The 25,798-nt window shown below is 47.1% G+C and carries 25 protein-coding genes; 8 read left to right on the forward strand and 17 right to left on the reverse strand.

Features of this window, described 5'->3' with window-relative positions:
• Positions 1–62: 62 nt before the first annotated feature.
• Positions 63–1,235 (forward strand): multidrug efflux MFS transporter, encoded by a 1,173-nt coding sequence (locus KNO79_RS08680; protein ID WP_230872793.1) that lies wholly within the window; start codon positions 63–65, stop codon positions 1,233–1,235.
• A gap of 38 nt (positions 1,236–1,273) precedes the next feature.
• On the opposite strand, the gene KNO79_RS08685 is transcribed toward KNO79_RS08680, so the two are convergent.
• Complete coding sequence (locus KNO79_RS08685) at positions 1,274–2,590, reverse strand: PhoH family protein (RefSeq protein ID WP_214691099.1); 1,317 nt, start codon at positions 2,588–2,590, stop codon at positions 1,274–1,276.
• Between the two features lie 33 nt (positions 2,591–2,623).
• Positions 2,624–3,073 carry a PNPOx family protein gene (locus KNO79_RS08690; RefSeq protein ID WP_074037365.1) on the reverse strand — a complete coding sequence of 150 codons (450 nt, stop codon included), beginning with the start codon at positions 3,071–3,073 and terminating at the stop codon, positions 2,624–2,626.
• Between the two features lie 115 nt (positions 3,074–3,188).
• Between KNO79_RS08690 and KNO79_RS08695 the strand changes: the two genes are divergently transcribed.
• Positions 3,189–3,389 (forward strand): YlaI family protein, encoded by a 201-nt coding sequence (locus KNO79_RS08695; RefSeq protein WP_015881271.1) that lies wholly within the window; start codon positions 3,189–3,191, stop codon positions 3,387–3,389.
• Between the two features lie 36 nt (positions 3,390–3,425).
• Here the strand turns inward: KNO79_RS08695 and KNO79_RS08700 are convergent, their stop codons facing one another.
• Both KNO79_RS08700 and typA read right to left on the reverse strand, forming a co-directional pair.
• Complete coding sequence (locus KNO79_RS08700; RefSeq protein WP_015881270.1) at positions 3,426–3,770, reverse strand: YlaH-like family protein; 345 nt, start codon at positions 3,768–3,770, stop codon at positions 3,426–3,428.
• An 87-nt stretch (positions 3,771–3,857) separates the two neighbouring features.
• Positions 3,858–5,702: a translational GTPase TypA gene (typA, locus tag KNO79_RS08705; RefSeq protein ID WP_015881269.1), complete on the reverse strand. Its 1,845-nt coding sequence runs from the start codon at positions 5,700–5,702 to the stop codon at positions 3,858–3,860.
• A 163-nt stretch (positions 5,703–5,865) separates the two neighbouring features.
• Between typA and KNO79_RS08710 the strand changes: the two genes are divergently transcribed.
• On the forward strand, positions 5,866–6,042 hold the full coding sequence (locus tag KNO79_RS08710) for a DUF5325 family protein (RefSeq protein WP_159562038.1): 177 nt from the start codon (positions 5,866–5,868) through the stop codon (positions 6,040–6,042).
• Positions 6,043–6,090: 48 nt separating this feature from the next.
• Here the strand turns inward: KNO79_RS08710 and KNO79_RS08715 are convergent, their stop codons facing one another.
• The 3 genes from KNO79_RS08715 to KNO79_RS08725 form a co-directional block, all read right to left on the reverse strand.
• On the reverse strand, positions 6,091–7,344 hold the full coding sequence (locus KNO79_RS08715) for an inositol monophosphatase family protein (protein ID WP_159562037.1): 1,254 nt from the start codon (positions 7,342–7,344) through the stop codon (positions 6,091–6,093).
• 78 nt (positions 7,345–7,422) lie between these two features.
• A complete protein-coding gene (locus tag KNO79_RS08720; protein WP_015881266.1) occupies positions 7,423–7,611 on the reverse strand; it encodes a hypothetical protein in 189 nt (62 codons plus the stop codon).
• Positions 7,612–7,847: 236 nt separating this feature from the next.
• Positions 7,848–8,114: a UPF0223 family protein gene (locus KNO79_RS08725; RefSeq protein WP_031421520.1), complete on the reverse strand. Its 267-nt coding sequence runs from the start codon at positions 8,112–8,114 to the stop codon at positions 7,848–7,850.
• Positions 8,115–8,273: 159 nt separating this feature from the next.
• Here KNO79_RS08725 and KNO79_RS08730 point away from each other — a divergent pair, with 159 nt between their 5' ends.
• Positions 8,274–9,755 carry an aminotransferase class I/II-fold pyridoxal phosphate-dependent enzyme gene (locus KNO79_RS08730; RefSeq protein WP_214691100.1) on the forward strand — a complete coding sequence of 494 codons (1,482 nt, stop codon included), beginning with the start codon at positions 8,274–8,276 and terminating at the stop codon, positions 9,753–9,755.
• A gap of 118 nt (positions 9,756–9,873) precedes the next feature.
• Here the strand turns inward: KNO79_RS08730 and KNO79_RS08735 are convergent, their stop codons facing one another.
• Complete coding sequence (locus KNO79_RS08735) at positions 9,874–10,179, reverse strand: DUF3055 domain-containing protein (RefSeq protein WP_031421518.1); 306 nt, start codon at positions 10,177–10,179, stop codon at positions 9,874–9,876.
• Between the two features lie 75 nt (positions 10,180–10,254).
• On the opposite strand from KNO79_RS08735, the gene aac(6') reads away from it, so the two are divergent.
• Positions 10,255–10,707 carry an aminoglycoside 6'-N-acetyltransferase gene (gene aac(6'), locus KNO79_RS08740; RefSeq protein WP_159562035.1) on the forward strand — a complete coding sequence of 151 codons (453 nt, stop codon included), beginning with the start codon at positions 10,255–10,257 and terminating at the stop codon, positions 10,705–10,707.
• Positions 10,708–10,727: 20 nt separating this feature from the next.
• Here the strand turns inward: aac(6') and lpdA are convergent, their stop codons facing one another.
• From lpdA to pdhA, 4 genes are all read right to left on the reverse strand, one after another.
• A complete protein-coding gene (lpdA, locus tag KNO79_RS08745) occupies positions 10,728–12,140 on the reverse strand; it encodes a dihydrolipoyl dehydrogenase (protein ID WP_015881261.1) in 1,413 nt (470 codons plus the stop codon).
• A 4-nt stretch (positions 12,141–12,144) separates the two neighbouring features.
• A complete protein-coding gene (locus tag KNO79_RS08750; RefSeq protein WP_015881260.1) occupies positions 12,145–13,434 on the reverse strand; it encodes a dihydrolipoamide acetyltransferase family protein in 1,290 nt (429 codons plus the stop codon).
• 78 nt (positions 13,435–13,512) lie between these two features.
• Positions 13,513–14,490 carry an alpha-ketoacid dehydrogenase subunit beta gene (locus KNO79_RS08755; protein ID WP_074034993.1) on the reverse strand — a complete coding sequence of 326 codons (978 nt, stop codon included), beginning with the start codon at positions 14,488–14,490 and terminating at the stop codon, positions 13,513–13,515.
• Positions 14,491–14,493: 3 nt separating this feature from the next.
• Positions 14,494–15,579 (reverse strand): pyruvate dehydrogenase (acetyl-transferring) E1 component subunit alpha, encoded by a 1,086-nt coding sequence (pdhA, locus tag KNO79_RS08760; protein ID WP_015881258.1) that lies wholly within the window; start codon positions 15,577–15,579, stop codon positions 14,494–14,496.
• 331 nt (positions 15,580–15,910) lie between these two features.
• Between pdhA and def the strand changes: the two genes are divergently transcribed.
• Both def and KNO79_RS08770 read left to right on the forward strand, forming a co-directional pair.
• Positions 15,911–16,450: a peptide deformylase gene (gene def / locus KNO79_RS08765; RefSeq protein ID WP_214691101.1), complete on the forward strand. Its 540-nt coding sequence runs from the start codon at positions 15,911–15,913 to the stop codon at positions 16,448–16,450.
• 1 nt (position 16,451) lies between these two features.
• Positions 16,452–18,077 (forward strand): alpha/beta hydrolase, encoded by a 1,626-nt coding sequence (locus tag KNO79_RS08770; RefSeq protein WP_074037380.1) that lies wholly within the window; start codon positions 16,452–16,454, stop codon positions 18,075–18,077.
• Between the two features lie 41 nt (positions 18,078–18,118).
• Here the strand turns inward: KNO79_RS08770 and KNO79_RS08775 are convergent, their stop codons facing one another.
• Both KNO79_RS08775 and rnjA read right to left on the reverse strand, forming a co-directional pair.
• Positions 18,119–19,576, reverse strand: coding sequence for a phospholipase D family protein (locus KNO79_RS08775; protein WP_214691102.1), 1,458 nt, complete (start codon positions 19,574–19,576; stop codon positions 18,119–18,121).
• Positions 19,577–19,638: 62 nt separating this feature from the next.
• Positions 19,639–21,306, reverse strand: a complete 1,668-nt coding sequence (gene rnjA, locus KNO79_RS08780) for a ribonuclease J1 (RefSeq protein ID WP_015881254.1) — start codon at positions 21,304–21,306, stop codon at positions 19,639–19,641.
• Between the two features lie 200 nt (positions 21,307–21,506).
• Here rnjA and KNO79_RS08785 point away from each other — a divergent pair, with 200 nt between their 5' ends.
• Positions 21,507–22,295, forward strand: a complete 789-nt coding sequence (locus tag KNO79_RS08785) for a Cof-type HAD-IIB family hydrolase (protein ID WP_201302237.1) — start codon at positions 21,507–21,509, stop codon at positions 22,293–22,295.
• A 78-nt stretch (positions 22,296–22,373) separates the two neighbouring features.
• On the opposite strand, the gene KNO79_RS08790 is transcribed toward KNO79_RS08785, so the two are convergent.
• The 3 genes from KNO79_RS08790 to KNO79_RS08800 form a co-directional block, all read right to left on the reverse strand.
• Positions 22,374–23,036 (reverse strand): potassium channel family protein, encoded by a 663-nt coding sequence (locus KNO79_RS08790; RefSeq protein ID WP_214691103.1) that lies wholly within the window; start codon positions 23,034–23,036, stop codon positions 22,374–22,376.
• 130 nt (positions 23,037–23,166) lie between these two features.
• On the reverse strand, positions 23,167–24,198 hold the full coding sequence (locus KNO79_RS08795) for a cytochrome d ubiquinol oxidase subunit II (RefSeq protein WP_159562032.1): 1,032 nt from the start codon (positions 24,196–24,198) through the stop codon (positions 23,167–23,169).
• 14 nt (positions 24,199–24,212) lie between these two features.
• A complete protein-coding gene (locus KNO79_RS08800) occupies positions 24,213–25,601 on the reverse strand; it encodes a cytochrome ubiquinol oxidase subunit I (RefSeq protein WP_074037383.1) in 1,389 nt (462 codons plus the stop codon).
• Positions 25,602–25,798 lie beyond the last annotated feature (197 nt).

The raw sequence follows: 25,798 nt of genomic DNA on the forward strand, positions 1-25,798 counted from the left end.
TGATTACCAATTAAATAAGAAAGGTCGTGACGCTTACGATACCTCTATGGAAACGAAACTTAATGGTTGTTTGGATCGGTAGCTTCTTGACCGCTGCGTCGATGAGTCTCGTCCTACCATTCCTCCCATTGTTCATCGAACAACTCGGGGTAAAGGATCCGGACCACGTCGTCACTTGGTCTGCGATCGCCTTCGGCGCGACGTTCCTCGTAGCTGCCATCGTTTCTCCGATGTGGGGGCGCTTGGCTGACCGAAAAGGAAGGAAACTGATGCTCATCCGAGCCAGTCTCGGGATGGCCATCGTCATGTTTCTTATCAGCTTCGTCCAAGACGTGTATCAACTCGTCGGATTGCGTTTACTCATGGGTGCCGTGTCCGGATTTATCTCAGCCGGCATCACGTTAGTCGCATCCCAAACCCCAAAAGAGAAAAGTGGCTGGGCGCTCGGTACCCTGTCAACCGGTGGAATCACTGGTGGTCTACTCGGTCCCCTCATTGGTGGATTGCTTGCAGACTGGATTGGGCTTCGATCCGTTTTTCTCTTTACGGGAAGTGCACTCTTCCTGACTTTCCTCATCACGCTTTGGTTCGTAAAAGAAGATTTTGTCCCAGTGAAACGTGAAGAACTCGCGTCGATGAAATCGATTTTCGCCTCACTGCGACATCCTCAGTTGATTGTCGGGCTGTTTGTGACAACATTCCTCATTCAGTTCTCGACACAATCCATTGGACCGCTCTTGACATTATACGTACGTGAATTGAATCCGAGCACAACCGCTCTCGCCTTCATGGCAGGGATTGTCGCCTCCGCTCCGGGACTGGCCGCTCTCTTTTCGGCGCAGCGTCTCGGACGGTTATCAGACCGATATGGGGCAGAACGCATCTTGTTTTGGGCACTGCTCCTCTATAGCCTATTCTTGATTCCGCAAGCATTCGTTACCTCAACGACTCAACTCATTTTGTTGCGTTTCGGAATCGGATTCGCAACGGCTGCCTTAATGCCGTCCGTACAATCGCTACTGCGCCAACATACGCCGGTCTCTGCGACCGGCCGGATCTTTTCGTACAATCAGTCCGCTCAGTTCATGGGGAATCTACTCGGACCGTTATTTGGATCCCAAATCGTGGCACACTTCGGATTTTCTGCCCTGTTCATCCTCACGGGATTGATTATGATCTCAAATGCCTTCTTAGAACGGACGAACGTTCAGTCACTACAACTCGATACAAAATAACGCCGAGTGCGAAACTCGGCGTTATTTGTGTATATCGCTTATAGTAAATCAGCCGCCAATCGTGCAAGGGATGAACGTTCCCCTTTCACGAGTTGAACGTGCCCGAAGACGTTTTGTCCTTTGAAGCGTTCCACCGCGTACGTCAATCCGTTCGAATACTCATCTAAATACGGATGATCGATTTGATACGGGTCGCCGACGAGTACGATTTTCGAGTTTTCACCGACTCGGGTGAGAATGGTTTTAATTTCGTGCTTCGTTAAGTTCTGTGCCTCATCGATGATGATGAACTGGTCCGGCATACTTCTACCTCGAATATAGGTGAGCGCCTCGAGCTGAATCGATTTCATACCGGCTAGAATATTCCCGAGCTCGTCTTTTGAATTCGCATTAAATAAAAATTCCAAGTTATCATAAATCGGTTGCATCCAAGGACGAAGCTTCTCTTCCATTTCCCCTGGCAAGTAACCAATATCGTTCCCCATCGGCACGACCGGGCGAGCGACGACTAGCTTATTGTAACGCTGTTCATCCTCGACAAGCGATAGCCCTGCTGCTAGAGCAAGGAGCGTCTTCCCGGTACCAGCTTTCCCAAGTAAGGTGATAAACGGAATGTCATCCCGAAGCAGCAGGTCGAGTGCCATCCGCTGTTGAACGTTTCGCGGATGAATTCCCCAAATATGATCTGCATCGAGTGCCAGTGGTCGTAAAATCGGTTGAAGCGAATCGACCACAGCAAGCGCACTCGCTTTCGACACATTACTTTTCAAGACGACGAACGAGTTCGGATATAGCACTTGTTTCGTCAAGGCCGTCGTCGGCAATTGACGGACTTTATAAAATTCATCGATGAGCGACTGATCGACTTCAATCTCTCGATAGCCGGCGTATAAGTCCGTCGTGTCAACGATATGATCTGTCAAGTAGTCTTCTGCGTCAATTCCAATGGCGTCCGCTTTGACACGGACCAATATATCTTTTGAGACGACGACGACCTTTCGACCCGCGTCATGCTCGTATTGTTTCATTAATCCTAACGCTACCATTAAGATGCGATTATCATTCGTCATGACATCGAACGGGATATCGACCTGGTGTTCATGACCGATTTCGACAAACAGACGTCCTCCGTTTTCAAGCGGGACCCCGTCATGCAGTTTCCCCGATGACCGGAGCTGGTCGAGGACACGCGACGTTTCACGGGCGTTCCGCCCGACCTCATCCATGTTACGTTTCTTCCCATCTAACTCTTCTAGGACGATGGCTGGAATCACCACGTCGTGTTCTTCAAATTGAAATAAGGATAGCGGATCATGTAGGAGTACGTTCGTATCAAGTACATACGTTTTTTTCATAGACTTTGCCGCCCCTCGAATATAGGATGGTATTCAAGAATGAAGACTTTCTTTCACTTCACGGTCAAGCTTTTCCGCCGCACGAATATCGTATGTTTTCGTGATTTCGGGCTGTGCGTAAGCTGCTCCATAAAACGAGATGTTCCTCACTTCTTCGACATGTCCTTCAAAAAAACGAAGATGAAGGCTTGGTTTGACCGCCGGGTCGAACTCTCGAATTGATGAGAGTAAAACATGATAGGACTGACCATCTTCGATAAAGATGAGGCCAGCCGTCTTTTCAGTCGTCAAGATGGTCACGATATGGGAATTTCTCGTTAATGCGAACCGGACCGTGACAGCATCTAACGCTTGCACCCAACTGATGGCATGGCTGATCGGCCAACGCTTTGCCTCGTCAAAACCAACGAGAAATGTTAACGGCATGTCATTCAACAAGCGCTCTTGCGCAGCTGTCAGTTCAAACGTTGCCTTGCTCGCCATTCAACTCCCCTCCTTTTCACCGGGTATGGTTGTACCATTCTCCCTTACCGGTTCAATTCCCTGCTTTTAACGGTTGAAATCATGCTATACTCATCGTATAGAGGAAGGTGAAAAGATGCGTGTAAAATGTTCTCTTTGCGATAAAGTCGAGACGATCGACTCATGGTCGTTTGAAGCAAAACGCTTGCGTAACAAACCGGCGAAAACGTATATGTGTCAAGAGTGTCAGGAGCGAATCAGCGAACGAACGGCTGAACGCGCCGCATCTGGACAGTTCAAGTTATATCCTACATTTCGACAAAAACGAAACTGGTAATGCAAACGGGCGCCTCCGAAGAGACGCCCGTATTTTTTATGATTCTACCGCATCTTGACGACGATTCCACCAGAGGCGGCCACGATAGATGGCCAACACGATAGCCATGACGGCAAGCACTTCCGGGATTGGCCATGTGAAAAAGACGAGTGCCATCGTACCTGCTCCAAGTGAAAGGAGAATATAGACGATGAGCGACTTCCACCATGCCAATTGTTTCGCAAAACCAAGTTTAAAGACAAGGATTGTCAGTAAGATGACCGTGACAACGAGTGCATTGAACCCAACGGAAAAGTCGTTCGGGTCACTGCCGACACCTAGCATCGAAGCGATCCACGGAACGTCAATTTGTGTGATATCGATTGTTTGAGAAGCTTTCAAGACAAAGAGTCCCCCTTTATTTCATACACATCCATTCTACACTATTCCATGCAAAAGGGAACGCCGAAGCGTCCCCTTTCTTATAACTTATTCTTTACCAAGTTTACGACGCTTGTCTGCTTTCTCGCGTTCGTTCTTGTTCAAGATTTTCTTACGGAGACGGATCGACTCCGGTGTAATTTCACAGTACTCGTCATCGTTCAAGAACGTGAGTGACTCTTCAAGTGAGAAGACGCGCGGACGTTTCAAGACTTGTGTCGAGTCTTTTGCAGAAGCACGCATGTTCGTCAATTGTTTCCCTTTAACAGCGTTAATGGCAAGGTCAACGTCACGGTTACATTCCCCGATGATCATTCCTTCATACACATCTGTACCTGGCTCGATAAAGATTGTCCCACGGTCTTCAAGGGCACCGATTGAGTAGGCCGTCGACTTCCCGTTTTCGATACAAACCATAACACCGCTACGACGACCACCGATATCAGCAGCGATATATGGACGGTACTCTTCGAAAGTATGGTTCAAGATTCCGTATCCACGTGTCGCTGACAAGAATTCGTTACGGTAACCGATAAGACCACGTGATGGCACGAGGAATTCCATACGTGTCTGACCGTTGTCATTCGTGTTCATGTTCGCAAGCTCACCTTTACGGAGACCGATCGATTCCATGACTGAACCTGTGTACTCTTCAGGTACGTCGATGATGACGCGCTCGAACGGCTCAACTTTTGTGCCGCTTTCGTCTTCGCGGATGATAACTTGTGGTTTCGATACTTGGAGCTCGTAACCTTCACGACGCATGTTTTCAATCAAGATCCCGAGGTGAAGCTCACCGCGTCCTGATACGATCCATTGGTCTGGTGAATCTGTGTTTTCGACACGGAGTGAAACGTCCGTCTCGAGTTGTTTCATCAAACGCTCTTCGATTTTACGTGCCGTCACGAAATCGCCTTCACGTCCTGCGAATGGAGAGTTATTTGTCATGAAACGCATTTGAAGCGTTGGCTCATCGATGCGAAGGAGCGGAAGTGGCTCTTCTTTACCGACTGGCGTTACCGTTTCACCGACGTTGATATCTTCCATCCCGGCGATAGCGATCAAGTCACCTGCTTTTGCTTCTTCGATTTCGACGCGCTTGAGGCCGAAGTAACCGAACAATTTCGTGACACGAAGTTGCTTCACCGTACCGTCTGTCTTACAAAGCGATACTTGCTCACCGACTTTGATTTTCCCACGGAAGACGCGACCTACGCCGATACGGCCGAGGTAGTTGTCATAGTCGAGCATCGTCACTTGGAATTGAAGTGGCTCGTCTGAGTTGTCCACTGGAGCCGGCGTGTTTTCGAGAATCGTGTCGAGCACGTGAGTGATTGTATCTTCTTGTTTTTCTGGGTCAGGATCGAACGAACTTGAACCGCTGACTGCTGATGTATAGACGACAGGGAATTCAAGTTGATCTTCATCTGCGCCAAGGTCGATCAAGAGATCAACAACTTCATCGACAACGTCGAGTGGACGAACCATCGGCTTATCGATTTTGTTGACGACGACAATCGGACGAAGTCCTTGGTCGAGTGCTTTTTTCAATACGAAACGAGTTTGTGGCATACAGCCTTCACGCGCATCGACAACAAGAATAACGCCGTCTACCATACGCATGATTCGCTCAACTTCTCCACCGAAGTCTGCGTGACCTGGTGTATCTACGATGTTGATGCGAGTCTCTTTATAATCGATTGCTGTGTTTTTTGCGAGAATGGTAATTCCGCGCTCACGCTCGATATCGTTCGAGTCCATCGCGCGTTCTGCGACTGCCTCGTTCGTCCGGAAAGTACCAGACTGTTTCAATAATTCATCGACTAACGTTGTTTTACCGTGGTCAACGTGCGCGATGATGGCTACGTTACGAAGGTTTGTTCTTACGTTCATGTAGTTATTCCTCTCTTATTTAAAAAATTTCAACTTTTCTTCAACTTTAAGAGTATAGCACACGTCACAGTACCTTTGTCGAGTGGAATCGACTGTGAACGTTTTCATCTCGTGTTTTTTATCATACAATAGGGAAGAGAAGAGAAAATAAGGAGGAACCTCCATGCAGCTAATGTTTGTATTGATCGCAACGGCCGTTGTCGCAGGATTCGTCGGCATTGGAATCGGGGTGGCCGAGGGGAGCGCCGCCATTATCTTGGGCAGCCTCGTGTTAAGTGGCGTAGCGACATACTTTGGTATTCAATTGCGTCGCCGCATTCTTTCAGACCATCAATCATAAAAAAAGGGTTACTCCGGTATCATGTCGGAGTAACCCTTTTACTTGCGTTTATAGTGGACGTGTCAAGCAGATGCGGTCGCGTAAAATGAGTCCATCTTCTTCGATGTCATCGTACCCGTGATTACGAAAATAATCGCGTTCCACCGAATCGAATCGGAATCCAGCTTGTTGGTAAAAGCGCAGTTGCATGATGCTTGAATTCCCTGTACAGACGAGCAGTTCTTTTCCACCAATCAACGTGGCCCGCTTCACTGCGTCTTGTAACATGCGTTGACCGATTGTTTGGTTTTGACGTTCCGGCTTCACTGCGATATTGACGAGTTCAACCCGCTCGTCTCCGTGTGAGACGAGCATATATGCACCGACAATCTCACCACCGAGTAACGCTTTGTACGTACGCCCTTCCTCGAATTGTTCCCGGACCATCGTTTCATTCGGATTCGCCAAGACGAGTAGATCGCGGATTTCTTCATACGAATCATGTTCCACGATGTGTAAGTCCGGTTTTGCTTCAGCCGTGACCCCTTTTGCGATGACGTAATGTTTGATGACGTCATTTACAAATGAGTCACTCCCTGCCAGGACAGATGTTTTTCCGTCATAGCGAATCGGCTCACCATATAAGGAAACGACACGTCCCCCTACTTCTTCTACGAGTAACTTTCCAGCAGCATAATCCCATGGCATATTGCGCATTGTGATGTAGCCGTCCACGCGACCGGCGGCAAGCCAGGCTAATTCAAGCGATGCAGCACCATGGGCTCGCGTCCCAATCGAGTCTCGTACAATCGGAGCGAGTATTTCCGGGGCAATCTGGTGGTTCGGCGTGACCCACGTCGCATTCATACTTAAAAATGCGTCTCGGACATGATGTTCATGAAGAGTCGTCAATGTCCGACCATTCAACGTCGCCCCGTATCCTTTCCGTGCCATGAACATCTCATCCGCCATGACGTCATAGACGAATCCATATTCCACGACTCCATCTATCATGATCGCGATAGAGATGGCAAACATACGTTTTTGATGAATAAAATTTAACGTCCCATCAATCGGGTCGACAAACCAGACGGTACCAGTCAATTGTTCTGGCTGATTTGTCGTCCCTTCTTCCCCCATAATCTGATGTTCCGGAAATGTTTGTTGGATTCGACGGACAATCAATTGTTCCACCGCTCGGTCGATTTCAGTGACCAAGTCCCCTTTTCCCGTCTTTCGTTCCACTTCATAACTTTGATCAATCTCGCGACGAATCAGTTCTCCCGCTTGTTTGATTAAGTCGACTGCAAACCATTCTATCATCTGTGATCACCTCAACTGTATTGTACCAAACAAAAACCAGTATCCGCTCGGAATACTGGTTGAATGTGTGTGTAATGGTTAGGCTTCGAGACGCAATAATTCTTGGCGGTACTTCTCTAACCGATGCTTGCTAGCCTGAACTGTAGCATCATCTTGTGACGCCATCGCATCGAAGAGGGTTGCCAATTCATAATCAATCTCTAAGCGCAGCACCGGGATCCGTTTTTCTGCGTCTTTTCTTTTGAATGCCTCAATCACTTGTTTCATAAGATGCCACACTCCTTTTGTTGGGCTACAAGTTACGGTTTAGTGAGTTGAATTGAGTATATCAGATAAAATTCGAAAAAGAAAGAGAATTGTCTGACTATTTTGAATTTTTTATCTTAATGGATATATTCCCAATTCCGAGGTCCCTAAACCTGATTCGGTGTTAATGAACTGTACCCGATTTATAGGAGAAATAACAAAAAAGCATGCCTGAATTTGCTCGGGCATGCTCGGTCTTACAGTTTAATCATTTTACTCGAGGACTTCATTGCCGCCTGAACCGTACGATATGTGGAATAGCCCGTCTGCTCGTCGTGAACCGCGTTCAGTTGTTTCTCCTCCGACTTAGATGTTACGATTTGCTTGAAGGCACGATAGGAATCGAGAAAAACCTCTCGTTCGACTCCACCTTCATTGGCTTGTGCGACAACGTTATAAAACTCGACGACTTCAATCAATTCGTCTGTCGTCCAATCCGGATTGATCGGATAGTTAATTTGCATATTGTTTCACCTCGACACCCATTGTAACAACAAAAAAAACTATTGCAAGTTGAGCCAGAAATCTCTATAGTTTTTTTGTTGCTTCTTTTTTTAAAAACAACATATATCATAACGATACTATTCATCTTATAAATAAACTGATTCAAGGGGGATTTACGATTGAAATTAAAAGGTGCTACTCAGCTCGAAACGCCACTATTTGACACGTTGCTTGAACATGTCGACTCAAACCCGATTGCGTTCCACATTCCTGGTCATAAAAGCGGAAAAGGGATGGACCCAGAGTTTCGTGACTTTATTGGTGAAAACGCCCTAAAAATTGATTTGATTAACATTGCCCCACTCGATGACCTCCATCATCCAAAAGCGGCAATCGCTGAAGCGGAACGCTTGGCGGCAGAGGCGTTCCGTGCTGACGAGACCTTTTTCTCTGTCCAGGGAACATCGAGTGCCATCATGGCGATGATCATGGGTGTCGTTGGCCCGAACGAAAAAATCATTGTGCCACGGAACGTCCATAAATCCGTCATGTCCGCGCTCGTCTTAACGGGTGCTCATCCGGTCTTCATCCACCCGGAATTTGACGAAACATACGGCATCGCCCACGGAATCACAGCTAGTGCCGTAGAACGCGCACTTGAACTTCACCCGGACACAAAAGCCGTTCTCGTCATTAATCCGACTTATTTCGGTGTCGCAGGTGATTTAGAGCGTATCGTGTCTGTCGCTCATGAGCAAGACGTTCCTGTACTTGTCGATGAGGCACACGGCGTTCATCTCCCTTTTCACGATGAACTCCCACTCTCGGCGATGCAAGCGGGAGCAGATGTGGCGGCGACGAGTGTACACAAGCTTGGTGGTTCAATGACAGGCAGTTCGATTTTGAACGTACGCCGCGGTCTCGTCTCGCCAGAACGAATTCATGCGATGCTTTCCATGATTACAACGACTTCGACGTCCTACTTGCTTCTCGCTTCTCTCGACGCGGCACGTCGACAGTTAGCGACAAAGGGACACATGATGAATGAACGTGCACTTGAGCTTGCGAGAACGGCTCGTACAGCAATCAACCACATGCCTAACTTGTCAGTATACGGTCATGCCGAATTGCATTCTGAATCGACATACGCGCTCGACGAAACGAAAGTACTCGTATCCGTGCGCGAACTTGGAATAACAGGATTTGAAGTCGAGAAATTTCTTCGGGACAAACACCGTATCGAAGTCGAGATGTCCGATTTATTGAATGTGCTCTTTATCGTCACATCAGCGGATGATGAGTCCACGATTCAAGCATTGATTGAAGCGATGCGAGACGTCGTCTCCGTTTATCAGAAGTCTGGTAACGATTCACTATCGATCATGCTCCCAGAGATTCCACCTCTTGCGCTCAGCCCTCGTGATGCGTTTTATGAAGAGACGGAAACGATTCCTCTCGAAAACGCAGTCGGCCGTATTTCAGCGGAATTCATTATGGTGTATCCGCCAGGGATTCCGATCATCATTCCAGGCGAATTGATTACGACTTCGACACTCGAGTACATCATGGCCAACATTGAAGCGGGTCTTCCGGTTCAAGGTCTTGAAGATGAGTCACTGCAAATGATTAAAGTCATCCAACAAACAAAAGCGATTCGCTAAATAAAAAATGAGCCGGTCATCGTGACCGGCTCATTTTTTATGTCATCTCAGAAAAGGTGGCTGTAGATGATCGAATTGCTTCCCCTAGTGCTTATTATAAGAAAACGCTTACATTTTTTCAAGTATCAATTTCTTCAGATGCTTGTGTTTTTTCGACCAAGCAAAGTCGTAAAAATTCAGCGACGTGTTCCGTGTCGTTCAAGTTAATGCCAAGCATCGGATACAATTGACGTGGCTCTTCTAGCGCATGCAAATCAAGAAGGGCCGATTGACCCGTTTGCATACAGACGACTAACACCTTGCCCATGAATTGCTGTGTATAAACGAAACCAAAATCATAACGAGCGGCTTCTGTTTCAATACCGGTAAATCGGACACGACTCGTCTCGGATACGGTGTATAATAACTCCTCATCGAATGCCATCAGGATTCCCTCCCTTCTCTCTTCACATGTATTTTCCTTTATACTACTAGTATGAAACCTAAGGAGAGAATGACAATGAAGATTGATTATGCAACGGAGTTAAACGTTGAAACTCTTGTCCAGTTCATGCACGACCTATGGCCAGATGCCCCTATTGAAGAATTACGAATGGAAGTCAAACTCGGTCTCGCCTCAAAAAAGATGCATTATTTCATCGCATCTAATGAACATGGGGAGGCAGTTGGTTTTTGTCAGCTCAGTTTCCGACATGACTACGTGCCAGGTTCTAGCACGTCACCGACCGCCTATATGGAAGGAATCTATGTCATTGAATCAGAGCGTCATCGAGGTGTTGCCTCTCGTTTGGTCGATGCTGCGTCGACCTTCGCGGCGCGTCATGGTTGTATCGAACTGGCATCGGATACCGAGCTTGAAAACGAGGACAGTCAACGCTTTCACGAGAAAATTGGATTCAAGGAAGTCGAGCGTGTCGTCACCTACATGAAAAAGCTCTCTCACGAAAAGTGAGAGAGCTTTTATGAGTATTCTTATTTTACGACGTGGATTGGCATACCCATTGCGATTTCAGCAGCTTCCATTGCCATCTCACCGAGTGATGGGTGAGCGTGGATTGTAAGTGCGATATCTTCAGCAGTCATACCAGCCTCGATTGCAAGACCAAGCTCAGCAATCATATCTGAAGCGCCAGTACCCGCGATTTGAGCACCGATCAAGAGACCGTCCTCTTTGCGTGTGATGAGCTTCATGAAGCCGTCTGGCTCGTCAAGTGCAAGTGCACGACCGTTCGCTGCAAATGGGAATTTCGAAACTGTGATTTCGAGTCCTTCTTCTTTTGCGAGTGGCTCTGTGTAACCAACCGTTGCGAGCTCAGGATCTGTGAAGACGACTGCAGGGATTGCAGAGTAGTCGAGGTAAGCTGGCTTACCTGCTGCTGCTTCCGCTGCGATTTTCGCTTCGTAAGATGCTTTGTGTGCAAGTGGTGGTCCAGGAACGATATCACCGATTGCATAGATGTTTTCGTTCGATGTTTTACACTGGTCATCGATTTCGATGATTCCGCGGTCGCTGATTTTAACGTCCGCGTTCTCAAGACCGATGTCACCTGTGTTTGGACGACGACCAACTGTGACGAGGACATAGTCCGCTTCAACAGATTGTTCTTCACCGTTTACTTCAAACTTAACGGTTACGCCGTCTTCCGTTTCTTCAACACCTTTAGCAAGTGCATTCGTGTGGATCGTGACGTTCCCTTTTTGCTTGAGTTTCTTCTTAACGATTTGCGTCATTTGTGGTTCGAAACCAGACAAGATGTCGCTAGCGCCCTCTACAACGACAACTTCTGTATCGAAGTTAGCGTATGCAGTACCGAGCTCCATACCGATGTATCCACCGCCGATAACGACGAGTTTCTTCGGTACTTCAGGAAGTGCCAAAGCGCCAGTTGAAGAAAGGACGCGTTTAGACCATTTGAACGATGGGATCTCGATTGGTGTAGAACCAGTCGCGACAATCGCTTTTTTAAATTTGTAAGGAGTTGAGCTGTCTTCAGTGATGACACGAACTGTGTCTTCAGACGCGAAGAACGCTTCACCTTGAACGATCTCGATTTTGTTTCCTTTGAGGAGACCTTTAACACCGCCAGTCAATTTGTTAACGACTGACTGTTTCCAATCTTGAACTTTTGTGAAGTCCACTGACACGTTGTCAGACGTGATTCCCATTGAATCATGACCTTTAGCGTGTTGGAAGTTGTGTCCTGCTGTGATCAACGCTTTCGATGGGATACATCCGACGTTCAAGCAGACACCACCGAAGTTGCCTTTCTCAACGATAGTTACTTTCATTCCGAGCTGTGCGCCACGGATTGCGGCAACGTATCCACCAGGACCGGCACCGATGACAAGCAAATCAGTTTCTTGTGCGAATTCTCCTACTACCATGTTCTTATCCCTCCATCATTAGAAGTGCTGGGTCTTCGAGCAAGCGTTTCACCATGTTAAGAGCGTTTTGTGCAGTCGCACCGTCGATGAGGCGGTGGTCAAAGCTGAATGAAAGTGCAAGTACTGGCGCAGCAACGATTTCACCGTTCTTCACGACAGCTTTCTCAGCGATACGGCCGATACCGAGAATCGCAACTTCTGGGTGGTTGATGACAGGTGTGAACCATTGTCCACCAGCTGAACCGATGTTTGTGATTGTGATCGATCCGCCTTTCATGTCTTCCCCAGCGAGCTTACCTTCACGAGCTTTACCTGCAAGTTCGTTAATGTTTGTAGCAAGTGCATAGATTGATTTACGGTCTGCATCTTTTACGACTGGTACAACGAGTCCGTTGTCCGTGTCAGCTGCAATCCCGATGTTGTAGTAGTTTTTGTAGACGATTTCTTCGTTCACGTCATCGATTGAAGCGTTGATTGTTGGGAATGCTTTCGCTGCAGCAGTCAATGCTTTCACGACGAATGGCAAGTACGTGAGTTTCACGCCTTGGTCAGCCGCGACTTGTTTGAAATCTTTACGGAGTGCAACGAGTTTTGTAACGTCGACTTCGTCCATGAGTGTAACGTGTGGTGCAGTGTGTTTCGAGTTAACCATAGCTTTCGAGATGGCTTTACGGATTCCACGGATTTTCTCACGTGTTTCAAGTTCAGGAGTCGCTGACTCGTAAGGCTTGATTTCCGTTTTCGCAGCTGCTGCTGGTGCTACAGATTCTGTTTTCTCTGTTGTAGCTTCTGCAGACGGTGCTTCGCCGTTCGCGAATGCATCGATGTCTTCTTTCAATACACGGCCGTTGTCGCCAGAACCGTTTACTTCACGGATGTCGACACCTTTTTCACGTGCATATTTACGGACAGATGGCATAGCGATAACACGCTCAGATTTGTGAAGTTGAACGTCGCGTGGCGCGTCTTCTTTCACATCTTCTTTTACGTCTTCTGTCTTCTCTTCTGCTTTCGGTTGTTCAGGTGTTTCTTCTTCACCTGCTGGTGCGTCGCCTTCGATGTCAAACGTAATGAGGACGTCGCCGACTACAGCAACTGTACCTTCAGAAACTTTAACTTCTTTGACTGTACCGTCGACTGGAGCTGGGATTTCAACGACTGCTTTGTCGTTTTGTACTTCTAAAAGAACATCGTCCTCTTTGACCGTATCCCCTGCTTTTACGAACCACTTGACGATTTCACCTTCGTGAATACCTTCACCGATATCTGGTAATTTAAATTCAAATACTGCCACTGGTTTTTCCTCCCATCAATTCATCATGTAAACACGACAAGGGAGACAATTCTCCCTCATCGTTTATTCGACACGATCTTAGAAGTTCACAACTTCCTTAACTTTTGCAACGACATCTTTATGGTCAGGTAACCACATGTCTTCACCTTGTGCGAATGCGAAGACTGTGTCTGGTGCAGTTACTCGAAGAACTGGTGCTTCGAGGTGAAGAATTGCGCGCTCTTGAATTTCAGTTACAACGTTCGCTGCGATACCTGCTTGACGTTGTGCTTCTTGAACGACGATCGCACGACCTGTTTTCTTAACAGACTCTACGATTGTGTCGATATCAAGCGGGCTCACTGTCATGAGGTCGATTACTTCAACGTTGATGTTTTCTTTTTCAAGTTCTTCCGCTGCTTTAAGTGAAGTATGCACCATCGCACCGTAAGTGATGATTGAAACGTCTGTACCTTCACGTTTCACATCTGCTTTACCGAGTTCGATTGTGTAATCACCTTCAGGTACTTCGCCACGGAATGAACGATACAATTTCATGTGCTCGAGGAACACGACTGGGTCGTTGTCACGGATTGACGCGATCAACAAACCTTTTGCATCGTAAGGAGTTGATGGAATAACAACTTTAAGACCAGGTGTCTGAGCCATCAAGCCTTCAAGGCTGTCCGCGTGAAGCTCAGGTGTCTTAACTCCACCACCGAATGGTGAACGGATTGTGATTGGTTGGCTGTAAGCGCCGCCTGAACGGTAACGCATACGTGCCATTTGAGCTGCGATTGAGTCGAAAACTTCGAATACGAATCCGAAGAATTGAACTTCCATAATCGGACGGAATCCAGTAAGACCTAGACCGATCGCAAGACCACCAATCCCTGATTCAGCGAGTGGCGTGTCGAAGACACGGTCTTCGCCGAGCTCGTCTTGGAGACCTTCCGTCGCGCGGAATACCCCACCGTTTTTACCAACGTCTTCTCCGAAAAGAAGTACTTTCTCGTCGCGTTTCATTTCAACGCGCATCGCATCAGTAATCGCTTGGATCATTGTCATTTGAGCCATAACTTACTTCGACTCCTTTGCAGTATATTCTTCAAGCTGTTCTTTCAAGTTTGAAGGAAGTTCTTCGAACATGTTGTTGATGAAGTCCGAAACTTTTTGTTTTGGTTCTTTGTCTGCTTGGCTGATTGCTTCTTTCACGTCAGCTTTCGCTTGCTCGATCACTTCGTTCTCCATGTCTTCGTTCCAGAGTTTCTTGTTCTCAAGGAAGAGACGGAAACGTACGAGTGGATCTTTTTCTTGATACTCTGTGTCGAGTTCTTTTGTACGGTAACGTGTTGGGTCATCCCCAGCGAGCGTATGTGGTCCGTAACGGTAAGTGAGTGACTCGATAAGTGTCGGTGTTCCCTCGAGTGCGTCGACGCGAGCTTGTTGAGTCGCTGCGAGCACTGCAAGAACGTCCATTCCATCTACTTGAATTCCGTTGATTCCAGCTGCAACAGCTTTTTGCGCGATCGTTTTAGCTGCAGTTTGCTTTTCAACAGGAGTTGAGATAGCGAAACGGTTGTTTTGAACGACGAAGATTGCTGGTGATTTGAATGCACCTGCAAAGTTCAATCCTTCGTAGAAGTCACCTTGTGATGAGCCACCGTCACCTGTGTAAGTAATGGCGACATTTTTGTTGCCGTTGCGTTTGAGGCCCATTGCCACACCCGCAGTTTGAATGATTTGTGCACCGATGATGATTTGTGGCATCAATACGTTGACACCTTCAGGGATGCGGTTTCCCGCCACGTGTCCACGTGAGAACAAGAACGCTTGATAAAGCGGAAGTCCGTGGAATACGAGTTGTGGGATATCACGGTATCCTGGAAGGATCCAGTCCTCTTTGTCGAGCGCGTATTGCGTCCCGATCATCGTCGCCTCTTGACCTGCCACTGGCGCGTAGAATCCTAAGCGACCTTGACGGTTAAGTGAGATGGCGCGTTGGTCCCAGATTCGAGTATAGACCATGCGGCGCATGAGTTCCTGAAGTTGCTCGTCCGTTAGGTCAGGCATTGCGTCTTGGTTGACGACCTCACCCTTCTCGTCGAGAATACGGAACGTTTGGAAGTTTTCTTCCACGTTTTGAAGTACCTGAACGTTGTTCATTCGTTTCACCTCATCCTTTCAACTATGAGACAATTGTCTTTTTTGTGATCAAACACTATCTCAAATCTTACGTGTATCTGTCCAAAAAAGCAATCTGTATTAACGTGATTCAGAAAAGTTATCCTCTCCTGACGTTTCCTTGTTAGTATAAAACGGGTTGTTTCAATAACGCAAAAAATATGCTTACCGAAATAAAACGCTTACATTCAAGGGATATGACATCCTTTTCACCACTGTATTATTTTCATTTCACCTTCTGTACCATCCACATTCCTTCCTGTTTAAATATGATATAATCAATCATATAAGTTCGATAGAAAGGAAGTTGTGTATGTTAACCATGAAAGATGTCATCCGCGAAGGAGACGAGCGACTTCGCGCGCGTTCAGCCGAAGTTTCGATTCCGCCAACAACAGAAGATTTGGCGTTACTCGACGAGATGGAGACGTTTCTTGTCAATAGTCAAGACCCAGAGATGAGCGAGAAATACGAGTTACGAGGTGGTGTCGGAATCGCCGCACCTCAACTCGGTGTAAATCGCCGTTTCTTCACAGTATTGCTACAAGAAGAGGAAGAGACGTTTAAACTCTCCATCTTCAATCCTAAAATTACAAGTCATTCCGTCGAACAGACATTTTTGAATGGCGGCGAAGGCTGTCTATCGGTCGATCGCGTGGTCAAAGGAAATGTACCTCGTTTTCGTCGAATCACGTTAGAAGGGTTCGACCGCGAGGGGAAGCCGATTAAGCTTCGTCTGCGCGGAATGCGCGCTGTCGTATGTCAGCACGAGCTCGATCATTTAGACGGGATCATGTTCTATGACCGGATCAATATGTCGAACCCGTTAGAAACATACGGCGAACCGATTTAACATGTTTAGTTCGAGAAAAAGGGCACTGTTGTTACTATTCCCATTTTTATTTCTTTTAATCGGTGGATGTGTGCGAATCAATTATGATGCGACCGTCCACTATGACCAATCTGTTTCGCTTGAAACGACTTACGCGTTCCGTGATCATCCAGTCATGAAATTGCTCAATCTCAGACTCGACTGGGATACGTGGAAAGAGCAAGCAGAAGCGAACGGATATGAGACGGAAGATTATTCGAGTCCTGATGACTACGAAGGCATGGTCTTAAAGAAGACATTTAAAAATGTGGACGAGTTGCAACAGATTAAAGAGGAATGGAAAACGGGACCAGCCGGTATTTTAGTCCCTCCGGATATTCAGTTCGACATCGAACAACAGGAAGGCATTTGGTTTGATTCATATACACTCCAAACCAATCTCGACCTCCGACTCGATCGGGTCGACTTACCCGGTGTTGAACTAACCGGCTCCCCCAAAAAATTGGCTGAACGATATATCCGCCAAGCCGACATTCGCTTTAACTTGACTGTTCCGACCGGCGTATTCGTTGAGGATGGAACTGGCCTAGACCTCCGTTCTATGAAACATGTCGAGTGGCAAGTCTACGGCGGTCGGCAAAATAACGTGAAGCTAGTTGCCCATGTACCGAACGTCAACGCTTGGATCGTGACGGGAATCGTTCTGATTGCAGCGGCCGTATTGACTTACTTCATTTGGCGCAAATATCGTCGGAATGTTGGCAACCCAAAAGAGACATCCATTCGTTCACGTCTCCTCGGACTGTTGATCGTCTCACTTTCACTTGCTCTCATCATCGTCACCTTCCGACAAGAGTTGACGAACGAGCGTCAATCCGAGGCGATACGTCAAGCTTCTCAAACGAATGAGTTCATCCCTACGTTTGCAGTTCATGGACTACTCGGGACAGACCGGACGTTCCTCCGCTTCTCTCAAGCGATGGAACAAAGTGGTCAAGCGACTGACGGGGCGCTTTGTACCGTGACTGTCAAAGGCAAGACCGACTGTGAAATATATGATTTTAGTTCAACTCGTCCGATTGTCCGAATCGAGTTCGAAGATGCAGAGGCTTCTTTAAACAATCAGACAAAGTGGTTGAATGCAGCCATTGAAACATATAAAAAAACGAGAAATCGATCATTCGATCGGATGTATATCATTGGCCATAGCATGGGTGGCGTAGCCGCTGCCAACTATATCCTGAATCAAGAGACATACATCGTCGATAAGTTTGTGACGTTCGATAGCCCGTTCGGCGGGACGCGCCTTGCAAACTTCGGTTTATCTGCCAGTAACTTCGGCATTAATACCGGAAGCCCTGCCATCCGTGATTTGTCCCCTAACTCAGACGGACTGCAAGCATTCCAGTCTAAACTCGAGACATGGCCGAGGTCCGTTCAGGTACTCTCCTTCTCTGGACGAGGTGGCGAATTCAATTTGATTGAGCCGGCAAGTTCGCTGTTACTTGAAGAGTATACGAATAACATTCAGACAGAAACTGTGCCGTACGACCATTTCTCGCTTCACCGTAAAAGTGACGTCTTGAAAGAGACCGGGAAATTCTTATATGAATACACGAATGAGTTTAATCCAATCGAGACGAACTAACGTCAAAACAGCTATCCCCAAACTTTGAGGATAGCTGTTTTTTAATAGGTCATCGTCCATGTGACTTTTTGGAGCCAATACATCATATACTTTCCGAGCGGGAGATCCGTTTGAATCTCATCATATGCTACCGTATACGCGCCGTTCTCATTGTTCCATAGACGATTAAAATACTCGTCCACCTCATCAAAGAAGGCTGTATCCACTTCTCCTGTCACTTCGACGTCTGCCTCTAGGTTGTAATCGTTCATGTTCCGGGTCGTATAGTTCCCCGATCCTAAGACAACGGTTTTCTCCTCACCATCTACATAGAGGATTTTTGGATGATATTGTTCCTTACCGACATCATACCAGCGAATCTCGATATGCTCCGGGTTGACGGTGTTCAGTTCTGCCGTCACCGGTAAGTTCGGTAACCCTGATTTCGATCGACCGAACGCATTCGTGTTCGGATCGAGGATCAAGTTCACAGTCACCCCGCGCCCTGCGGCATCCTCGATTGCTTGGATGATATTCCGGTCTGCCAAATAAAACATTCCGATCCAAATGGTGTCTCCATCGTCCGCCCCATTCATTGCATCGAGCACTGATTCTTGAATTTTCCCTTCGGTGACGTAACGAATCTCCATTGGTGCCTCACTCGGCGCATTTTCAATCTTCGACAACGCTTCATCATCAGGGAATCGGCGTGCATCTCCTTTCGAGAACGTCGCGACCGCTTGCTCACCTTCAACGATTTCTTTTAAAATCGGTCCTTTTAAATGGACACCGACATTCGAGTGGTATCCGCTAGCGTCATGTGGATTGGCGGATAGTACAAATCCCTCATTTTCAGTGACCATCACCTTCCGATGGTTCGCTTTGATGTTGAGCAACCTCAAATAAGCACGAACCGTAATGTCCGGTGCCGAAGAGGCCATCGGATTCGGCAACCAGCCGGATTGACTATCACCGAACCATTGAAGCGCCATTCGATAAAACGTGGAGTAAAGAATATTTGGGTCACGAAGTTCGTCGAGATTTGTGTACACGACTTCTACCCCTGCCTCCTCCAGTACATCGAAGTGGTCGGAAACGTGCCCGTTATAAGTCGTATTGATATCGTCTGTAATAAAAACGACTTTCAAGTCCGGATATCGCTCCATTTGCTCAAGCAATGTCGATGACAGGCGCGATGTGATGTCCGGATATTGTCGGTCTTCATTCGAATAAGGATTGAATAAGAAAAAGTCCATGACGATGTATTCTTTTGCCTCACGTATTGCTCGTTCAACTTCACTAAATATCTCTTGTTCGACAATCTCCGTATCTTCCCCTTGATAGGTCAAATCGTGGAGAAAATCGATTTGGTCATCTGTGATGAGATATGGTTCAGATTGTCTCGACACGCCTTCCGGTAATGGTTTGACTTGATGATATACGAGCGTGATGAGAAAAATGACCGCTACGATTGCAGCTCCCCATTTCAGCCACCCTTTCTTCCCCTTTTCCTTCGCCATAAGCTCCCCCTCCTCATTTGCTGGTGAAAAAAACGAGCCGTAGTCTCCTACAGCCCGTCAAATCATACTTCCATAATAATCGGCAGGACCATCGGGTGTCTCCGCGTCTTTTGTGCCAAATAAGGTGTAAGGGTGTCTGAGACGAGTTGTTTCATCTCCGACCACTTCATCTGCTTATTGGACAATCCTTGTTCGACGGTTTTCTTCAACAATCGTTCGCCGTCACGAATCAGACTACCTGATTCACGCATATAGACGAATCCACGTGAGATGATATCTGGTCCTGAGACGAGTTTGCGCGTCTTGCCATCGATGCTGATGACGACGACAACGAGTCCATCTTCAGACAGAATTCGGCGATCCCTTAATACTATATTCCCGATATCACCAATTCCATTCCCATCGATATACACAGCGTTCGCAGAAATTTTGCCAGTGACCGCAGCCGACTCCGAGTCGACAGCAAGCACTTCACCATTATCCATAACGAAACTGTTCTCTTTCGGGATTCCTACCGATTCAGCAAGCTCAGCATGCTTTTTCAACATGCGGTACTCACCGTGAATCGGCATGAAGAATTTTGGATTCAACAGACGAATCATCAATAACTGCTCTTGTTGCGAACCATGACCTGATGTATGAATGTTCGTCAACTTACCGTAGACAACATCCGCTCCCGCTTTATACAACTGGTCAATCGTCTTCCCGACGGAGATGGCATTTCCTGGGATTGGAGAAGAAGAAAAGATGACCGTATCCCCAGGAATGATTGACACTTGACGATGGGTACCATTCGCAATACGGCTGAGCGCTGCCATCGGTTCCCCTTGCGAGCCGGTACAAAGAATCGCGATTTCATTCGGGTCGTAGTGACGCATTTGATTCGCCTCAATGATCATCCCTTTCGGAACGTTGATGAAACCGAGTTCTTGTCCAATCGTCATGACTTTCTCCATCGAACGACCGAAAATCATGAGATGGCGACCTGTCTCGGCACACGCATCGACCACTTGTTGCAAGCGATAGATGTTCGATGCGAATGTTGCAAAGATGATTCGACCATCCGCTTTCCGGAACGTTTCACTAATCGTCCCACCGACAACGCTCTCACTCATCGTGAAGCCTTCCACTTCTGCATTTGTAGAATCGGACAAGAGACAAAGCACGCCTTCTTTTCCGATTTCCGCCATCTTGGCGAGGTCTGCCGGCTCACCTACCGGAGTGAAGTCGAACTTGAAGTCACCAGTATGGACGATGTTCCCTTGTGGCGTCTTGACGACGACACCGAGTGAGTTCGGAATCGAGTGCGTCGTGCGGAAGAACGAGATGCTCGTCTTGCGGAACTTGATGAGTGAATCCTCATCAATCTCATGGAGTTCCGCCTCACGAAGCAACCCATGCTCCTCAAGTTTAACTTTAATCAATCCGAGCGCGAGCTTCGTCGCGTAAATCGGCAATTGCACTTGCTTCAATAAGAATGGAATTCCCCCGATGTGGTCTTCGTGACCGTGAGTGATGAATACCCCTTTTACTTTGTCCTTGTTTTTAATCAGGTACGAGTAATCAGGAATCACATAGTCGATTCCAAGCAAGTCATCCTCTGGGAACATGATTCCCGCATCGATGACGATGATTTCATCTTGGAATTGAACAACATATGTGTTCTTCCCGATTTCTCCGAGTCCGCCCAATGCGAACACGGCTGTTTGGTGGTTCTTAACAAACTTCATTTAATCTCTCCTTACTTCAATTATTAATACATCTATGTGAAACATAAGTGATTCTCGAATATGCCCGTAAGATTCTTTTTTCATTATAGCTCATATCATGACAATATTTCACTAACGATGTGATATTCGTGGTAGTTTCCCTATTTCGTGTTATCCTTTTAGTGGGTTCAGAAAACATATTTTTTAGATAAAGAGAAAGAATGGTGAATCAAATGGAAGATCAAAAGGTTGTTTTCTTCGACATTGACGGCACGCTTTTACATGAAGGTAGTTATATACCGCCTTCCACGATTTCAGCAATTCAGGCATTGCGAGAAAACGGCGTCGAGACATTCATCGCGACGGGACGAGGACCGGCCATGCTATCCGATATCCCAGAACGTGTCGGGATTGATAGTCTTGTTTGCTATAACGGTCAGATTGTCGTGCATAAAGGTGAAATCGTCTATCGTAACACGCTTTCAAAAGATGCACTCGGCCGATTGACGACGCACGCCGCTTCAAATGATCATACTCTCGTCTATTTGGGACAAGACCGTGGTGGTGCTTCAAGACCGAATGATGCCATCGTCAAACAATCGCTCGGTGAACTCGACATGCCGATTCCTTCATTCGAACCGAACTTCCATACAGAAGAAGATGTGTATCAGACGTTACTGTATTGCACGCCTGAAGACGAGCATCATTATATCAACGCCTACCGTGAGTTCGATTTTATCCGTTGGCATCCTCATGCAATGGACGTGATCAACAAAGGGGCCAGTAAGGCAGATGGCATCCGTCACTTTATTGAGACCAATGGCTACCGTCTTGAGAATACGTACGCTTTCGGAGATGCGTTGAACGACTTGGCCATGCTTCAGTATGTAGGTACTGGAATCGCCATGGGCAATGGTCGCACCGAAACGAAAGACGTGGCGGATTTTGTCACGAAATCCATCCTTGAAGATGGAATCGAGTACGGCTTGAAAGCGATGAAACTCATTTAAAAAAGACCTCTTGGAGTCAAACCGTCGAGTTGGATCAATCGATTCAACGATCGCGGCATCGCTCCAAAGGTCTTTTTTTTATCTCGAACGAAGTGTACGCTCTAGTCTATCCAAATCGGTATCCTTCCCGATGATAATCAAAATATCTTCCGATAAAATCATCTCATCCGCTTGAGGAGAAATCAGGACATCATCATCGCGACGAATCGCCACGATGTTCACCCCGTACTTCGCCCGCAAGTCCAAATCGATGAGTGATTTGTTAGATAACTTGTCCGATGCTTTTATTTCGACAATCGAATGTTCATTCGATAATTCGAGGTAGTCGAGGATACTTTGGCTCATCAATCCATTCGCAATTCGAACGCCCATGTCACGCTCCGGGTGGACGATATTGTCTGCCCCAATTCGACGAAGTACTTTTTCATGGTAATCGTTTGTTGCTTTCACCGTGATGATTTGAACACCAAGTTCCTTTAAAATCAACGTCGTCAAAATAGAAGCTTGAATATTCTCCCCGATGGCGACGATGACATGTTCAAAGTTACGAATCCCCAAACTCTTCAACACATTTTCATCTGTTGTATCGGCGATCACGGCATGGGTTGCCAATCCCATAAACTCATTGACACGCTCCTCATCTGAATCGATGGCGAGGACGTCATATCCATTTGTAGACAATTCACGGACGATCGACCCACCAAATCGTCCTAATCCGATGACTGCAAATTCACCTGTCATGATGCTACATCCCTTTCCTACACATGTTCACTTCTTGATTCTTCGTTCAGTGTAACTGATTCCACTTCAAAACTCTATACAAAATACAAAACGGGATTCCCTTTAAATAAAGGAAATCCCGTTCTCGCCATTATGCTTTTCCACTCGAGCGTTTCCCTCGTACGTAGTCGTTGTCAAACAAGAACAAACGGAGCAAGAGGTAGAGTGCCGGAACGAGTAGGAGCAATCCTAAGATGAACACGATGACAAGCGCCACCGCCATCGACTCGTTGACGACACTTCCATTAATGTCGATGTACGGATACAGGATGTAAGGTAAGTGAGAATATCCGTATCCGAACCATGCCATGAAGAACTGCCCCATGACCATCAAGAAGGCAATCCCGTAATTTCGTTTCATATACACGAAGGAGACGGCGATGACGAAGAACAAGAAGCTCATCGCGAACCACCACCAGTTCCCTCCTAGGATGCTTTCGTAATGCCACGCAGCTTGCGACTTCAATCCAAAGAAAACGAGACCCGATGCGATAATCGTCGGGACGCTCCAGAATAGAGCCCATTTCCGAACGAGTTCGACGGCATTTTGGTCACGTGCCTTGTCCGCGTAGAACAAGAGGAACATGGCACTAATATAGAGGACGGAGACAATCGCCAAGATGACGACCGTCCAGGAGTAGAAGTTGGTGAACAACTTCGCTCCGTCAAAGAAGACCCCGTTCTCTGTTTCCGTGATGAAACCTCCTTGGCTGACCGTCAGTACCGTCGACATCGAAGCTGGGATGAGTAATCCCGTCGCTCCATAAAGGAACACATAGAGCGTGCTTTCCTTTGAGCCATAGTTAGCGAACGCATAAAAACTACCACGAATCGCAAGCAAGATTAACACGACAGACGCCGGAACGAGCAAAGCCGTACCATAGTAATAAGCGGTGTCCGGAAAGAATCCGACAATCCCGACAAAGAAGAAAACGAAGAATACGTTCGTCACTTCCCATGTCGGTGACAAATACCGTTTGACGAGTCGGTTCACTAAGTGATCACGTTTCGTATAGCGGCTATAGAAAGCGAAGAAGCCTGCACCGAAGTCAATCGATGCGACGATGAGATAGCCGTATAGGAACGTCCATAAGACGGCAATCCCTAATTCTTGAATTTGCATGTCATACCCTCCGATCACACTTCATCCGCAAACATCGCTTCACCACGATGCTCGGATTGTTTTAGTTCTTTCCCTACCGGATTCTCTTTGAACAGGCGTGATAGGACAACCACAGTCACTGTTCCAAGTACCGCGTAGAGGATCGCGAAAGCGACAAGCATCCAACCGACGTTCGCTGAAGTCGTAGCTGCCTCACTCGTACGCATTAACTCATATAACGCCCAAGGTTGACGACCAAATTCAGCGAAGAACCACCCAAACTCAATCGCTGCCATGGCTAGCGGTCCACCGGCTGCAATCGCAAAGAGCATCGGCTTGCTGAACTGGTTCAAACGTTTAATATAGCGGCCGAGTACAAACAGGAAGGAGATGAGTGCGAGAAGCATCCCAATTCCGACCATCGCATCAAATAGATAGTGAACGAAGAGCGGCGGTTGATCTTCTTTCGCAAACTCATTGAGACCCGTCACCTCGTAGTTCGGGACTCCACCTGCAAGAATAGAGAGCGCGTAAGGAATCTTCAAGGCGCCTCGGACTTCATAGCCACCTTGACCATCATCTTCTAACCATCCACCCAAAATCAATTCAGCCTCGGAGGAGGTTTCGAAATGCCATTCTGCCGCGGCTAATTTATCTGGTTGGTACTGAGCCAAATATTTACCTGAGAAGTCACCGACGAGCGCTGTCGCAATCGCAAAGATCAAAGCGACCGTCATCGTCAGACGGAGACCTTTCTTGTGATATTCAATCGACATCTTGTCGAGTTGATTTCGACGTTGACGTAACAACTGAACGGCTGCAATCGCAGCTAGAATGAACGCGGATGTTAAAATAGCTGAAGTCAACACGTGTGCCATTTTAGTCGGCATAGCCGGACTGAACATCGCCTCGAGTGGGCTGACATTTGCCAATCGACCATCGACAATATCAAACCCTACAGGCTGGTTCATAAAACTGTTTACCGTTGTGATAAAGAACCCTGAGAACAATGCACCGACTGCAACCGGTATCCCGAGAAGCATGTGGTGCCACGGATTTTTAAATCGATCCCACGTGTACAAGTAAATACCAAGGAAAATCGCTTCAAAGAAGAAGGCGAACGTTTCCATGAAAAGCGGGAGCGCAATCGTTTGACCCGCAACGCGCATCAAATTCGGCCAGAGAAGTGAAAGCTGCAGACCGATGGCCGTACCTGTCACAACCCCAACTGCTACCGTCACGACATAGCCACGCGACCAACGGCGAGCCATGAGCGTGTATTTCGGGTCTTTTTTACGTATTCCTAAAAATTCTGCCAATAAAATTAAAAGTGGAACCCCGACGCCGAGTGTGGCAAAAATCACATGAAAACCTAATGTGAGTGCCGTCAATGCTCGACTCATCAGGACAGGATCTTGAAACATCTATTGATTACCTCCTATCTCTCTCTATCGCTTCGAACCCATGTATGAAACGACAATCACAGATGAATACCCTTCGATACTTACATCATAATGATTTTATATTGCGCTGTAATGTCTCAATGCTCGAGTTCGCAAAATGTTCACATTTGAGCAATCGCCACAAAATCGTCGCTTTACATGAATAAATGTTTCCCTTT

The sequence above is a fragment of the Exiguobacterium sp. s43 genome (assembly GCF_018617255.1).
In the GTDB taxonomy this organism is placed as follows: domain Bacteria; phylum Bacillota; class Bacilli; order Exiguobacteriales; family Exiguobacteriaceae; genus Exiguobacterium; species Exiguobacterium profundum.